This is a genomic window from Nocardioides sp. NPDC057767 (genome assembly GCF_042798275.1).
Lineage (GTDB): Bacteria > Actinomycetota > Actinomycetes > Propionibacteriales > Nocardioidaceae > Nocardioides.
Map to the genome: position 1 here is coordinate 36,943 of NZ_JBHVKJ010000002.1, position 12,435 is coordinate 49,377.

17 protein-coding genes are annotated in these 12,435 nt (G+C 68.0%); 16 read left to right on the plus strand and 1 reads right to left on the minus strand.

Annotation, left to right across the window (positions count from 1 at the left end; translation table 11 throughout):
• Positions 1–24 precede the first annotated feature (24 nt).
• The 16 genes from map to rplQ all read left to right on the plus strand — a co-directional run bounded on the left by map (position 25) and on the right by rplQ (position 12,230).
• Complete coding sequence (gene map / locus ACFVDI_RS01510; RefSeq protein WP_378899519.1) at positions 25–840, plus strand: type I methionyl aminopeptidase; 816 nt, start codon at positions 25–27, stop codon at positions 838–840.
• A 25-nt stretch (positions 841–865) separates the two neighbouring features.
• Positions 866–1,477, plus strand: a complete 612-nt coding sequence (locus ACFVDI_RS01515) for a 4'-phosphopantetheinyl transferase family protein (RefSeq protein ID WP_378899522.1) — start codon at positions 866–868, stop codon at positions 1,475–1,477.
• Between the two features lie 270 nt (positions 1,478–1,747).
• On the plus strand, positions 1,748–2,833 hold the full coding sequence (locus ACFVDI_RS01520) for an enterochelin esterase domain-containing protein (RefSeq protein ID WP_378899525.1): 1,086 nt from the start codon (positions 1,748–1,750) through the stop codon (positions 2,831–2,833).
• Positions 2,834–2,863: 30 nt separating this feature from the next.
• Positions 2,864–3,901: an LLM class flavin-dependent oxidoreductase gene (locus tag ACFVDI_RS01525; protein ID WP_378899528.1), complete on the plus strand. Its 1,038-nt coding sequence runs from the start codon at positions 2,864–2,866 to the stop codon at positions 3,899–3,901.
• A gap of 323 nt (positions 3,902–4,224) precedes the next feature.
• Positions 4,225–5,496 (plus strand): ATP-binding protein, encoded by a 1,272-nt coding sequence (locus ACFVDI_RS01530; RefSeq protein ID WP_378899531.1) that lies wholly within the window; start codon positions 4,225–4,227, stop codon positions 5,494–5,496.
• 29 nt (positions 5,497–5,525) lie between these two features.
• Entirely contained in the window at positions 5,526–5,975 is a 450-nt protein-coding gene (locus ACFVDI_RS01535) for a roadblock/LC7 domain-containing protein (RefSeq protein ID WP_008361038.1), read from the plus strand.
• The gene (locus tag ACFVDI_RS01540; RefSeq protein WP_378899534.1) at positions 5,972–6,316 is read left to right on the plus strand and encodes a DUF742 domain-containing protein; all 345 of its coding nucleotides are present in this window, start codon (positions 5,972–5,974) and stop codon (positions 6,314–6,316) included. Before ACFVDI_RS01535 ends, ACFVDI_RS01540 begins: the two co-directional genes overlap by 4 nt.
• Positions 6,317–6,350: 34 nt before the next feature.
• Positions 6,351–6,884 carry an ATP/GTP-binding protein gene (locus ACFVDI_RS01545; protein WP_378899898.1) on the plus strand — a complete coding sequence of 178 codons (534 nt, stop codon included), beginning with the start codon at positions 6,351–6,353 and terminating at the stop codon, positions 6,882–6,884.
• Positions 6,885–6,917: 33 nt separating this feature from the next.
• Positions 6,918–8,171, plus strand: coding sequence for a styrene monooxygenase/indole monooxygenase family protein (locus ACFVDI_RS01550; RefSeq protein ID WP_378899537.1), 1,254 nt, complete (start codon positions 6,918–6,920; stop codon positions 8,169–8,171).
• Between the two features lie 233 nt (positions 8,172–8,404).
• A complete protein-coding gene (infA, locus tag ACFVDI_RS01555; protein ID WP_011757309.1) occupies positions 8,405–8,626 on the plus strand; it encodes a translation initiation factor IF-1 in 222 nt (73 codons plus the stop codon).
• Between the two features lie 26 nt (positions 8,627–8,652).
• The gene (gene rpmJ, locus ACFVDI_RS01560; RefSeq protein WP_008361054.1) at positions 8,653–8,766 is read left to right on the plus strand and encodes a 50S ribosomal protein L36; all 114 of its coding nucleotides are present in this window, start codon (positions 8,653–8,655) and stop codon (positions 8,764–8,766) included.
• A gap of 146 nt (positions 8,767–8,912) precedes the next feature.
• Positions 8,913–9,290 carry a 30S ribosomal protein S13 gene (rpsM, locus tag ACFVDI_RS01565; protein WP_008361056.1) on the plus strand — a complete coding sequence of 126 codons (378 nt, stop codon included), beginning with the start codon at positions 8,913–8,915 and terminating at the stop codon, positions 9,288–9,290.
• 71 nt (positions 9,291–9,361) lie between these two features.
• On the plus strand, positions 9,362–9,763 hold the full coding sequence (rpsK, locus tag ACFVDI_RS01570; protein WP_008361058.1) for a 30S ribosomal protein S11: 402 nt from the start codon (positions 9,362–9,364) through the stop codon (positions 9,761–9,763).
• A 34-nt stretch (positions 9,764–9,797) separates the two neighbouring features.
• Entirely contained in the window at positions 9,798–10,406 is a 609-nt protein-coding gene (gene rpsD / locus ACFVDI_RS01575) for a 30S ribosomal protein S4 (RefSeq protein ID WP_008361060.1), read from the plus strand.
• Between the two features lie 149 nt (positions 10,407–10,555).
• Positions 10,556–11,572 (plus strand): DNA-directed RNA polymerase subunit alpha, encoded by a 1,017-nt coding sequence (locus tag ACFVDI_RS01580; RefSeq protein ID WP_008361061.1) that lies wholly within the window; start codon positions 10,556–10,558, stop codon positions 11,570–11,572.
• 124 nt (positions 11,573–11,696) lie between these two features.
• On the plus strand, positions 11,697–12,230 hold the full coding sequence (gene rplQ / locus ACFVDI_RS01585) for a 50S ribosomal protein L17 (protein WP_378899539.1): 534 nt from the start codon (positions 11,697–11,699) through the stop codon (positions 12,228–12,230).
• Positions 12,231–12,278: 48 nt separating this feature from the next.
• Here rplQ and ACFVDI_RS01590 read toward each other — a convergent pair whose 3' ends face one another.
• A complete protein-coding gene (locus tag ACFVDI_RS01590; protein ID WP_378899542.1) occupies positions 12,279–12,404 on the minus strand; it encodes a hypothetical protein in 126 nt (41 codons plus the stop codon).
• Between the last annotated feature and the right edge of the window lie 31 nt (positions 12,405–12,435).

The window sequence follows — 12,435 nt, forward strand, 5'->3', positions numbered from 1 at the left end:
AACTTTGTACGCAACGGGGGAGCAGTGGGCTTCTTGAACAAGGTCCAGATCAAGACCCCTGAGCAGATCGAGAAGATGCGTCGGGCCGGCCTGGTGGTCGGCGAGACGCTGGAGGTGCTCCGGGCCGCGGCGCGGCCCGGAGTCACCCTTCTCGAGCTCGACGCCATCGCCGAGGACTCGATCCGGTCCCGGGGTGGCGTCCCGTCGTTCAAGGGCTACCACGGTTTCCCGGGCTCGATCTGCGCCTCGGTCGACGAGGTCGTGGTCCACGGCATCCCGGGTTCCCGGGTGCTCGCGGACGGCGACATCATCTCGATCGACTGCGGAGCCATCGTCGACGGCTGGCACGGAGACGCGGCGATCACGGTGGCCATGGGATCGGTGCCCGAGGAGGTCTCCGAGCTGATGCGCGTCACCGAGGAGTCGATGTGGCGCGGTATCGCCGCGGCCCGCCTCGGCGGACGGGTCACCGACATCTCGCACGCCATCGAGACGTACGTCGAGTCCCAGGGCGACTACGGCATCCTCGAGGACTTCAGCGGCCACGGCATCGGCACCGAGATGCACATGGAGCCGTCGGTGTTCAACTACGGCAAGCCAGGCAAGGGCCCGAAGCTGCAGCGCGGCATCGCGCTGGCCGTCGAGCCGATGCTCACCCTCGGCAGTCCCGAGGTGACGACCCTGGAGGACGACTGGACCGTCGTGACCGACGACGGCTCGTGGGCGGCCCACTTCGAGCACACCTTCGCGCTCACCTCCGACGGCGCCTGGGTGCTCACCGCGCTCGACGGGGGCGAGGAGATGCTCGGCAAGCTCGGCGTGCCGTGGGGCGGTCACTGAGCCGCCCAGGTCGTCGGGCGCGCCGATGAGCGAGATCGTTCGATTCGCGACCGTTGCCGAGGTCGACGCCGACCTCGGGCTGCTCACCGCCGCCGAGCAGGCTCGCCACGAGCGGCTGGTGGCCGAGGCCGACAAGCAGGCCTACGCCGCCGCCCACGTCCTCGTCCGCGAGTGCGCCGCGGAGCTGCTGGGCACGACGCGGGCAGACGTCGTGATCGACCAGCGCTGTGCGCGGTGCGGCAGCGTCGAGCACGGCGCGCCGTCGGTGGCCGGCGGGGCAGCGGTGCAGGTGAGCCTGAGCCATGCCCGCGGCCGGGTGGCCGCGGTCGCCGCGAGCAGGCGGTGCGGCATCGACGTCGAGAAGGTCTCGCGCGGACCCGACCGGGCGCTCTCGTCGCGCGAGAGGGCCTGGGTGGCGGGGCAGGAGGACGCTGCGTACGCGTTCACCCGGTTGTGGGTGCGCAAGGAGGCGTTGGTGAAGGCCGGTCGCGGCAGCATGGCCGCGGCGCAGCGCCTCGACGTCCTCGCCGAGGGCGGTCCGGCCGACCGGATCGGCGATGTCCGGATCACCCAGTGGGAGGGGTCCGAATTTCTCGGCGCTGTCGCGATCTGTGCCGACATGTGGACCGAACACTGATAGGAAACTGAACGAATCCCGCCTATCCACAGGTTTGACTAGCGGATATGCGACATCACCTATCAGTTGACAGAGAAAGGGACCTCAGGATCTCGCGTCTCGCCTCGACTGTGAGTAACTTGGTCAGCCCGCGGGGACAGGGAGAGCCCCGTACTCGGGAGGAAGAACCGGATGAGTACGCAGTTGCGACCCCCAACGGCGGCGCGACCCAATCCATCAGCACGGACGCGGAGCGCGATCATCGACCGCCTCAGTCCTGAGGACATCGAGATGTTCTGGGACCAGATCGCCACCTCGCTCCCGCTCATCGAGGAGACCGGCGCGGGCGCCGCGAGCGACGAGGTGATCGTCACCTTCTGCTGGCGCGACGACGAGGCCGAGGAGGTGCTCCTCTTCGCCAACCGACTCACCGACGAGCGTCACCTCGGCGAGACGATGCTCGAGCGGAAGGCCGGCACCGACCTGTGGCACGCCTCGTTCCTGATGAAGCGCGACTGGCGGGCCTCCTACTCCTTCCTCTGCAAGCACCCCGGCGAGCCGGCCCCCTGGGAGAGCGAGGGGCAGGTCGAGCTGCGTGCGGTCCTGCACCGCGGCTACCTCGACCCGCTCAACCCGGATTGGTGCCACAACCGGCAGGGCATCAAGCAGTCGGTCGTCTCGCTGCCCGATGCCCCGCTGCAGCCCTGGCTGTTCCGCCGTGACGACGTCGTGCCCGGCACCGTCACGCTGGAGGCGGGTCCGGACGGCCGCGACGTCTGGCTCTACGACCCCGCCGGCGCCGGGCTCAACGTCGACCTGCCGCTCGTGGTCGCGCTCGACGGTGAGATCTGGACCGACCACCACTCGCTGCCGACCACGCTCGACAACCTGATCGCCGACGGCCACCTCCGCCACGTACGCTGCGTCCTGCCTGCCTCCGGCGGCCGCGACAAGCGCTGGGAGGAGCTCGCCGGTGGCGAGGGTGCCGACTACATCGTCAACCAGCTGCTGCCGTGGGTGCGCGAGCGTCGTGCGGTCTCCGAGGAGGCCTACGTCGTGGGTCAGAGCCTCGGCGGCGTCACCGCCCTGCGTGCCGGCCTGACCTATCCCGATCTCATCCACGGTGTCGCCAGCCAGTCGGCGTCGCTGTGGCTCGATGACCTGGCAGACGCGGTCACGCCGGAGGCCAAGACCCGTGTGCACCTGGCGCACGGCACCCAGGAGTGGGTCCTCGACGAGCTCCACCACGACCTCGTCGACCGCCTCCGCACGGCCGGGATCGACGTCGTCTCCGCCGAGCACAACGGTGGCCATGACTACGCCTGGTGGCGCTCGGCCGTCGCCGACGGCCTGCGCGCCCTGCTGCCGCCGGAATAACCGACGCCCGGGACGGGGTTGAGACCTCACGTGAAGCTGAGCGTTCTCGACCTCGTCCCGGTCCGCAAGGACCAGTCCTCCGCTGATGCCCTGGCCGCGACGCTGTCGCTGGCGAAGGTGGCCGACGAGCTGGGATTCGAGCGCTACTGGCTCGCCGAGCACCACAACATGCCGGCGGTCGGGTCGACCAACCCGCCGGTGCTGATCTCGCTGGTGGCCGGTGCGACCGAACGTATCCGGGTCGGCTCCGGGGGAGTGATGCTGCCCAACCACGCGCCCTTGGTGGTGGCCGAGCAGTTCGCGCTGCTCGAGGCGGCCTTCCCCGGGCGCATCGACCTCGGCATCGGCCGTGCGCCGGGGACCGATCCGGTGACGTCGTGGGCGCTGCGCCACGGTGCCGGGGGCGTCACCGACGACGCGGTCAACCGGTTCCCGGAGTACCTCGACAACATCGTCTCCATGATGGCGCCCGAGGGGGTCGGGCTGATGGCCGGCGGCCGCCAGCACGTGCTGCACGCGACCCCGTCGGCCGCATCGGTCGCCGAGCTCTGGCTGCTCGGCTCCTCCGACTACTCCGCGCGCCTGGCCGCCGAGAAGGGCCTGCCCTACGTCTTCGCCCACCACTTCGCGGGCAACGGCACCGACACCAAGGCGATGATCGAGCTCTACCGCTCGACCTTCCGGCCCTCCGAGCTGCTCAGCGAGCCGAAGACGTTCCTGACGGTGAACGCGAGCGTGGCGGAGACGGCCGAGGAGGCCGACCGCCGGGCGTTGCCGCAGCTGCTGACCATGCTGAAGCTGCGCACCGGTCAACCGCTGACCGCGCAGCCCAGCATCGAGGAGGCCGAGAAGACCGAGATCCCCGAGGCCCACCAGGGACTCGTGGACACGATGCGTGGTCGTTGGGTCATCGGCTCCGCCGGGTACGCCAAGGCCCGGCTCGCAGGGATGGCTGACGAGTACGGCGTGGACGAGGTCATGGTGAACCCGGTCGGATCCGCATACGAGGGGACGGACCCGCGCACCGCGCCGGCCCGTGAGGAGACCCTGCGCCTGCTGGCGAGCTGAGTTGTGCGGCCGCGTAGGATCGGCTCACCTTGTCGTGAGGTCGCGGCGCGCCTGATCCGGTCGGGACGAGGGATTCAGGACACTGTCTGGTTCCGGGCGCGTATCGCTACGCTCGCGCGCCGGTTGTGCCAATCTGTTCACCGCTCTGTTTCGTTCTCCACATTTGAAAGTGCCGCCTCATGACACGCTGGAGCCTGCGCTGGTTGAAGCGCCGGGGGCCCCAGGCTGCGACGCTCGCTGAGCAGTCAGATCCGGGTCTTGCTCGCTCATTCCCGCCGACCGGCGGTCACGCTCTGCCATTTCCGCCGGTCCCACCCACACCTGTGACCCCCCCGATCTCCTCCACGCCTCCGCCACCGCAGGAGGACGAGGACGAGGCGTGGCCAGAGATCATGGAACAGTTCGGCATCCAGCTCATCAGCCTCGCTGAGCAGATGCGCATCTCGCTCGACGGGCTCGAGGCCGACGAGGACGATCCCGAGCGGCTGAAGAAGCTCTACGAGGTCGACCACGCCGTCACCCGCATGCGGCGGGCCAGCCGCGACCTGCGTACGCTCGCGGGCCGCGCCGAGGACGAGATGGGCGGCATCGACACCTCGCTGCTGGACATCATCCGGATGGCGCTGTCGGGCATCGAGCGCTACAACCAGGTGACGATCGGCCGGGTGAGCGAGCTGGCCGTCATCGGCTACGCCGCCGACGACGTCTCCTGCCTGATCGCGGCGCTGCTGGACAACGCGACCAAGTACTCTCCGGGTGCGGTGACGATCAACGTCCACCTGGCCGACGCCGGAGACGTGCTCTTCCGCATCGAGGACACCGGGATCGGCATTCCGGAACGGTCGGTGGGACGCCTCAACGCGCTGCTCGCGGGGCCGATCGTCGAGCTGGTCAGCAAGTCCGGCAGCCACACCGGCTTCCCCGTGGTGCACCGCATCGCCCGCAAGTACGACATCGACGTACGCCTCGCCACCCGCCCTGCTCCGGGCAACGGGATGATCGCGATGGTGAAGGTGCCTGCCCAGCTCCTGTGCGAGGTCCCGGTCGCACCGATGGAGCGCGCCGAGGCGCCGGCGACCTCGAGCGCGAGCAGCATCGCGGTCCTGCCCCCGGCCCCACGCCGGCGGGGACCCCAGTCCGCGCCGCGGCCGGCAGCCCGGCCGGCTCGCCTGGAGGCGCGACCTTCCGCCCTCGAGCCCGTTCGGAGGCCGATGCATCAGTCCTCGCCGGAGACGGGATCCTTCCCCGTGCAGCAACCGGCACGACAGCCGGCGGCGCAGTTCGCTCCGCCACCCAGCGAGCAGCCGTCCCAGGATCTGTCCACCGACACCATGAAGACGCCGATCCCGCTCCCGGGTGAGACGTCTGGGACGGCTGGGACGGATGAGGCGAACGAGACCTCCGCGTCGGCCGAGCAGAGCGGCCCAGTAGAGTCGGGTGCGCTCCCGCGCCGGGAGCCGGTCAGTCTGCGCACCAAGCAAGCTGAGCCGGATGCAGCCGTTGGACAGCAGACCGCTGAGACGTCGCCCGAGGACCAGTCGGCGGCCCGGCACTCCTTCGCCGACGACCTCGACGCGTTCTCCCTTGGTAGCTAAGCCCCAGTAGTGAAAGGAACCCTTTCGTAATGGAAAGCCCGGTCGCCCCCCGCGACCCCAAGGAATTCAGCTGGCTGATCGACAACTTCGCCAGCTCCACCCCCGGTGTGACCCATGCGCTGATCGTCTCCTCCGACGGCCTCCCGCTGATCGGTGCCGGCGGCATGTCCGCCAACGTCGCCGATCCCCTCGCCGCGATGACCGCCGGTGTGATCAGCCTCGGCAACAACATCGCCCGCGAGGTGGGCGAGCCGGGCTGCGACCAGGTGATGCTGAAGTTCCACACCGGACACTTCCTCTTCATGGGTATCGGTGACCTGGCCGGCTTCGCCGTCCTCGTCGGCGCCGGCGCCAACCTGGGCGTCGTGGCCCACAAGATGGCGCAGATGGTCGACGCCGTCGGCCACGTACTCACCCCGCAGATGCGCGACGAGCTGCGTCAGATGACGGTCAGCTCGATGGCAGGGGAGAGGGCGTGAGCGCTAACCCCTGGGTACGTCCGTACGTGCTCACCGGAGGTCGCACCAAGACCAAGCACCAGCTCTACGTGCACACGCTGGTCTCCGCGGCGCACTTCGACGCGCGTGCGGCGACCAAGCTCACCCCGGAGTCGCGCCGGCTCTACGACCGGGTACGCCTCGGGCCGCAGTCGGTCGCAGAGCTCTCCGCACACTGTGGGATCTCCCTCGGCGTGACTCGTGTGCTGCTCGAGGACCTCGCCTCGACGGAGCACCTGCAGATCAATGACGGGGCCTACGACTCCCCGTTCGACCACCGTCTGTTGAAGAGAGTTATCGATGGCCTTTCCGAGCTCGGCTGACCGCCCGGCGCTGACCGTCACCTCCGCCAAGATCGTGGTCGCAGGTGGTTTCGGCGTCGGGAAGTCAACCCTGGTCGCCTCGGTCTCCGAGATCCCGCCGGTCAACACCGAGGCGTGGATGACCCAGGCCGGTGAGTCGGTGGACCCGCTCTCGGACACGAGCGCGAAGACGACCACCACGGTCGCGATGGACTTCGGCCGGGTCAACCTCGCCCCCGACCTGCTGCTCTACCTGTTCGGCACCCCGGGGCAGCCCCGGTTCTGGCCGATGTGGGACGACCTGTGCCGCGGTGCCAGCGGTGCCGTCGTGCTGGTCGACACCCGCCAGCTCGACGCGTCCTTCCCGGCGGTCAACTACTTCGAGAACGACTCCGACGTCCCGTTCATCGTCGCGGTGAACCTGTTCGACGGGAAGCTGACGCACTCCCTGGAGAAGGTCCGCGACGCGCTCTGCCTCGACGAGCGGACCCCGCTGGTGACCGTGGACGCCCGCGACCGCAGGTCGACGGCCAAGACCCTGGTCACCTGCCTGACGCACACGATGAAAACCACCCCCACACGCGCCTGAGCCCGGAGGCGTGCCAACTCCGAAGGAGTTTCCTTGCGCAAGATCTTGATCGTCGGCGCCGGACAGGCGGGCATGCAGCTCGCCCTCAGCCTCCAGATCGAGGGCTATGAGGTGACGGTCATGTCGGCGCGTACGCCCGACGAGCTGCGCGACGGCTGGCCGATGTCGACCCAGGTCATGTTCGAGCCCGCTCTCGCCTACGAGCGCGCCTACGACCTGAACCTGTGGGAGGACGAGGCGCCTCGCATCCCCGCGGTCGGCATCTCGGTCAGTCCGGAGCCCGGTGTCCGGGCGCTGAAGTTCGACGGCCCGTGGGAGCCGTACGCGATGTCCGTCGACCAGCGGCTGAAGATGTCGACCTGGCTGGAGCTGTTCGAGGACCGTGGCGGCCGGATCATCTACCACCCCGTGATGACCTCCGACCTGGCCGGCCTGGCGCCGATGTACGACCTGACGCTCATCGCTGCGGGCAAGGGCGAGATCGTCGACCTGTTCGACCGCGACCCGGTGAGGTCGAAGTACGACGCCCCCGGCCGTGCGTTGTCGGCCATCTACCTCCACGGTATGGTCGAGCCCGACGACTTCCCGGCCGGGAGCATGCGGATCAACGTCGCGCCCGGGGTCGGCGAGCTGTTCGTGATCAGCGCCCTGACCCAGTTCGGACCGAGCCGGGTGGCGTTCGTCGAGGCGATCCCGGAGGGCCCGTTCGACTGTTTCTGGGATCGACCACGGCCCGACGAGCACCTTCGCCGGCTGCAGCACGTGATGCTCGAGCACATGCCGTGGGAGGGCGAGCTGATGCGCGACTGCGAGCCGACCGACGCCCGCGCCTCGCTCTCGGGTGCCTTCACCGGCATGGTCCGCAAGCCGTACGCCGAGGTCGCCGACGGCACCTATGTCTTCGGTATGGGCGACGTCGTCGTGGTCAACGACCCGATCGCCGGGCAGGGCTCCAACAATGCCGCCCACTGCGCGGGCATCTACACCCAGGCGATCCTCGAGCGCGGCGACCAGCCGTTCGACGCGGAATGGATGCAGGCGACCTTCGAGACGTTCTGGGAGAACCGGGCCCAGCACTCGACCGGTCTGACCGACGCTCTGCTCAACCCGCTGCCCGACCACGTCCAGCAGGTGCTCGGTGCGGCCACCCAGTATCAGCCCGTCGCCGACCGGTTCACCCGGCTGTTCCCGCACCCGGAGGACCTCGGGCCGTTCCTGGGCGATCCCGAGGCCGCGCTCGCGTACGTCGCGGAGGTTGCCGAGGCCGACGCGGCGACCAGGGCTTGACGATTAGGGCATTGCTGTTCTAGGGGTCTAGGCTTGGTAGTCGGTCCAACGTGGGTCTGTCTCGTCGTGCCTCGCGGCTGCCCGGTCAGCGCGCTCCTGTGCGCTCGCGGGTGAGACATGCAGATGGCTTCACGAGGTCCACTCCGAGTCTCGGAGAGGTTCCCGGGCCACCCACGGATCACCCGATCCGTGGTTTTGAACGGTAGATGACCGACCAACAGATTGCAGAGGGCATGCCGAAGAAAGAAGGCGTGATCGAGATCGAGGGCACCGTAGTGGAGGCCCTCCCCAACGCCATGTTCCGTGTGGAGCTGAGCAACGGACACAAGGTTCTCGCCCACATCAGCGGCAAGATGCGACAGCACTACATCCGGATCCTTCCTGAGGACCGCGTGGTGGTCGAGCTGTCCCCCTACGACCTGACGCGCGGTCGAATCGTCTACCGGTACAAGTAAGCCGGTCTAGACAAGAAAGGGCTGACATGAAGGTCAACCCGAGCGTGAAGAAGATCTGTGACAAGTGCAAGGTGATCCGTCGCCACGGCCGCGTCATGGTGATCTGCGAGAACCCGCGCCACAAGCAGCGCCAGGGCTGAGCCCAGCTCGCAGCGACAACTGAATACTTCATCGAGTCGCTAGGACCTCAGGTCCGAACTCACCTCCGGAGCAGAGGCCGGAGCCCGAGGGTGCCACCCCGGGACGCGACCCGACCGACACCTCTGACGCAACCAGAAGGAACACAATGGCACGCCTCCAAGGTGTTGACCTTCCGCGCGACAAGCGCGTGGAGATCGCTCTCACCTACATCTACGGCATCGGCCGTACCACCTCGCAGAAGCTCCTCGAGGCCACCGGCGTCAACCCGAACACCCGGGTGCACGCTCTGGCCGAGGACGAGCTGGTCAAGCTCCGCGACGAGATCGAGGCCCAGGGCATCCAGACCGAGGGTGACCTCCGTCGTGAGGTCCAGGCTGACATCCGCCGCAAGATCGAGATCGGCAGCTACCAGGGTCGCCGTCACCGCCAGGGCCTCCCGGTCCGCGGTCAGCGCACCAAGACCAACGCGCGCACCCGCAAGGGCCCGAAGCGCACCGTCGCCGGCAAGAAGAAGGCCAAGTGATCCGACGCGCTCTGCGCGTTGATCCGGCTTTCGCCTCGATCTCACAGACCAGCCAACTCAGGAGTTAATGCATGCCTCCGAAGACCCGTCAGGGTGCGACGAAGATCCGTCGCAAGGAGAAGAAGAACGTCGCTCAGGGCGAGGCCCACATCAAGAGCACGTTCAACAACACGATCGTCACGATCACCGACCCGACCGGTGCGGTGATCTCGTGGGCCTCGGCCGGCACCGTCGGTTTCAAGGGCTCGCGTAAGTCCACCCCGTTCGCCGCTCAGATGGCCGCGGAGGCCGCTGGCCGCCGCGCGATGGACCACGGCATGAAGAAGATCGACGTCTTCGTCAAGGGCCCGGGCTCGGGCCGCGAGACCGCGATCCGTTCCCTGGGTGCGATCGGCCTCGAGGTCGGCACCATCCAGGACGTCACGCCGGCCCCGCACAACGGCTGCCGTCCGCCCAAGCGCCGCCGCGTTTGATCCCCACCGAGACATAGAAGGAGACTGAAGAGTAATGGCCCGTTACACCGGACCCATGACCCGCAAGTCGCGCCGTCTCGGTGTCGACCTTGTCGGCAACGACGCAGCGTTCGAGAAGCGCCCCTACCCGCCGGGTCAGCACGGCCGCGGCCGCATCAAGGAGAGCGAGTACCTCCTCCAGCTTCGTGAGAAGCAGAAGGCTCGCTTCACCTACGGCGTGATGGAGAAGCAGTTCGCTTCCTACTACGCCGAGGCCCACCGCCGCGACGGCAAGACCGGTGACAACCTGCTCCAGCTGCTCGAGGGCCGCCTGGACAACGTCGTCTACCGTGCCGGCTTCGCCCGCACCCGCCGCCAGGCCCGCCAGCTGGTCGTTCACGGCCACTTCCTGGTCAACGGCAAGAAGGTCAACGTGCCTTCGTTCCAGGTCTCGGCTCACGACGTCATCGACGTTCGCGAGAAGTCGCTGGAGATGACCCCGTTCATCGTGGCTCGCGAGACCCACGGCGAGCGCGTCGTCCCGGCCTGGCTCGAGGCCGTCCCGAGCCGGATGCGCATCCTGGTTCACCAGCTCCCCGTCCGGGCTCAGATCGACGTCCCGGTCCAGGAGCAGCTGATCGTCGAGTACTACTCGAAGCTCTGATCAGCCCTCAGCAGTAACCACGGCGAGTCCCCGGCGTTCAAACTTCACAGAAGACGTACGCCGGGGCCTTGCCGCCCCCACAGCCTTCCGTCATCACCCCTTGAAGTTCGGGTCCGTCAAATAGCGGTCGGCCCGGAAAGGACAAATCAGTGCTTATCGCACAGCGCCCCACCCTGTCGGAAGAGTCCGTCGAGGAGTTCCGCTCCCGCTTCGTGATCGAGCCCCTCGAGCCGGGCTTCGGTTACACGCTGGGCAACTCTCTTCGCCGCACCCTGCTCTCCTCGATCCCCGGTGCTTCGGTCACCTCGATCAAGATCGACGGCGTTCTCCACGAGTTCTCGACGATCGAGGGCGTCAAGGAGGATGTCACCGAGATCATCCTCAACCTCAAGGGTCTGGTCGTCTCCTCCGAGCACGACGAGCCCGTGACGATGTACCTGCGCAAGTCCGGTGCCGGTGACGTCACCGCCGCCGACATCGCGCCGCCGGCCGGTGTCGAGGTGCACAACCCCGACCTGAAGATCGCGACGTTGTCCGACAAGGGCAAGATCGAGCTCGAGCTCGTCGTCGAGCGCGGTCGTGGCTACGTCTCCGCGGTCCAGAACAAGGGCGCCGAGAACGAGATCGGCCGGATCCCGGTCGACTCGATCTACTCGCCGGTCCTCAAGGTCAGCTACAAGGTCGAGGCGACCCGTGTCGAGCAGCGCACGGACTTCGACAAGCTCGTCATCGACGTCGAGACCAAGCCGTCGATCGCTCCCCGCGACGCGATCGCCTCGGCCGGTAAGACCCTGGTCGAGCTCTTCGGCCTGGCCCGTGAGCTGAACGTCGACGCGGAGGGCATCGACATCGGCCCGTCGCCGGTCGACGAGCAGCTCGCCGCCGACCTCGCCCTCCCGGTCGAGGACCTGCAGCTGACCGTCCGTTCCTACAACTGCCTCAAGCGCGAGGGCATCCACACCGTGGGTGAGCTCATCTCGCGCTCGGAGCAGGACCTGCTCGACATCCGCAACTTCGGCGCCAAGTCGATCGACGAGGTCAAGCTGAAGCTGCACGAGATGGGCCTGTCGCTCAAGGACAGCGCTCCCGGCTTCGACCCGTCCGCCGCCCTCGCCGCCTACGGCGACGATGACGACGACGCGTTCGTCGAGGACGAGCAGTACTGAGTTGTTGCGCCGGGCCGGGCGGCTTCGCCGCGGCCCGGCGGGCAGTTTCACCACCAGAAAAAATCACAGCACCAGCTGTGTCTACCCCGGTACCTGATACGGCCGGAGAGAAGGAGCAGGCACGATGCCTACCCCGAAGAAGGGTGCCCGCCTCGGCGGTTCGCCCGCGCACCAGAAGCTGATCGTCTCGAACCTCGCCACCGCGCTGTTCGAGAACGGCCGCATCACCACCACCGAGGCCAAGGCTCGGGTTCTCCGCCCCGTCGCGGAGAAGCTGATCACCAAGGCCAAGAAGGGTGACCTGCACAACCGTCGCGAGGTCCTCAAGACCATCCGCGACAAGTCCGTCGTGCACACCCTCTTCACCGAGATCGCCGAGCAGTTCGCGGAGCGTCCGGGTGGCTACACCCGGATCACCAAGATCGGTCCCCGCAAGGGCGACAACGCTCCGATGGCTGTGATCGAGCTCGTCAACGAGGCCTACGAGCCGAAGACCAAGGCTGCTCCGGCTGCCGCGGCTCCGGTTGCCGCCCCCGCTGAGGAGAAGGTCGAGGAGGCGCCGGTCGAGGAGACCGCTGCCGAGGAGACCACCGAGACCGAGGCTGCTGCCGAGGAGGCTCCCGCTGCGGAGACCACCGAGGACGAGGCCAAGGCCTGATCGGCTTCTGATCTGTGGCCCGTCACCCGCGAGGGTGGCGAGCCACTGTCATCTCCCGGCGCTACGTTCGGTCCGGGCCAGCAGCCAGCAGATGACTCCGCCGATCACGACGATGAGCAGCACGTCGGTGATGCGCAGCCCGGTCAGCCCACGGTTGCCGGCCCGGGCGATCAAGTGCCCTCGCGCATTCCGTCCCGGGCAGGTG

Coding starts and splice junctions, on each gene's coding strand:
- ACFVDI_RS01515 (WP_378899522.1), top strand. CDS start 866: ATGAGCGAGATCGTTCGATTCGCGACCGTTGCCGAGGTCGACGCCGAC.
- ACFVDI_RS01520 (WP_378899525.1), top strand. CDS start 1,748: ATGTTCTGGGACCAGATCGCCACCTCGCTCCCGCTCATCGAGGAGACC.
- ACFVDI_RS01535 (WP_008361038.1), top strand. CDS start 5,526: ATGGAAAGCCCGGTCGCCCCCCGCGACCCCAAGGAATTCAGCTGGCTG.
- infA (WP_011757309.1), top strand. CDS start 8,405: ATGCCGAAGAAAGAAGGCGTGATCGAGATCGAGGGCACCGTAGTGGAG.
- rpmJ (WP_008361054.1), top strand. CDS start 8,653: ATGAAGGTCAACCCGAGCGTGAAGAAGATCTGTGACAAGTGCAAGGTG.
- rpsM (WP_008361056.1), top strand. CDS start 8,913: ATGGCACGCCTCCAAGGTGTTGACCTTCCGCGCGACAAGCGCGTGGAG.
- rpsK (WP_008361058.1), top strand. CDS start 9,362: ATGCCTCCGAAGACCCGTCAGGGTGCGACGAAGATCCGTCGCAAGGAG.
- rpsD (WP_008361060.1), top strand. CDS start 9,798: ATGGCCCGTTACACCGGACCCATGACCCGCAAGTCGCGCCGTCTCGGT.
- rplQ (WP_378899539.1), top strand. CDS start 11,697: ATGCCTACCCCGAAGAAGGGTGCCCGCCTCGGCGGTTCGCCCGCGCAC.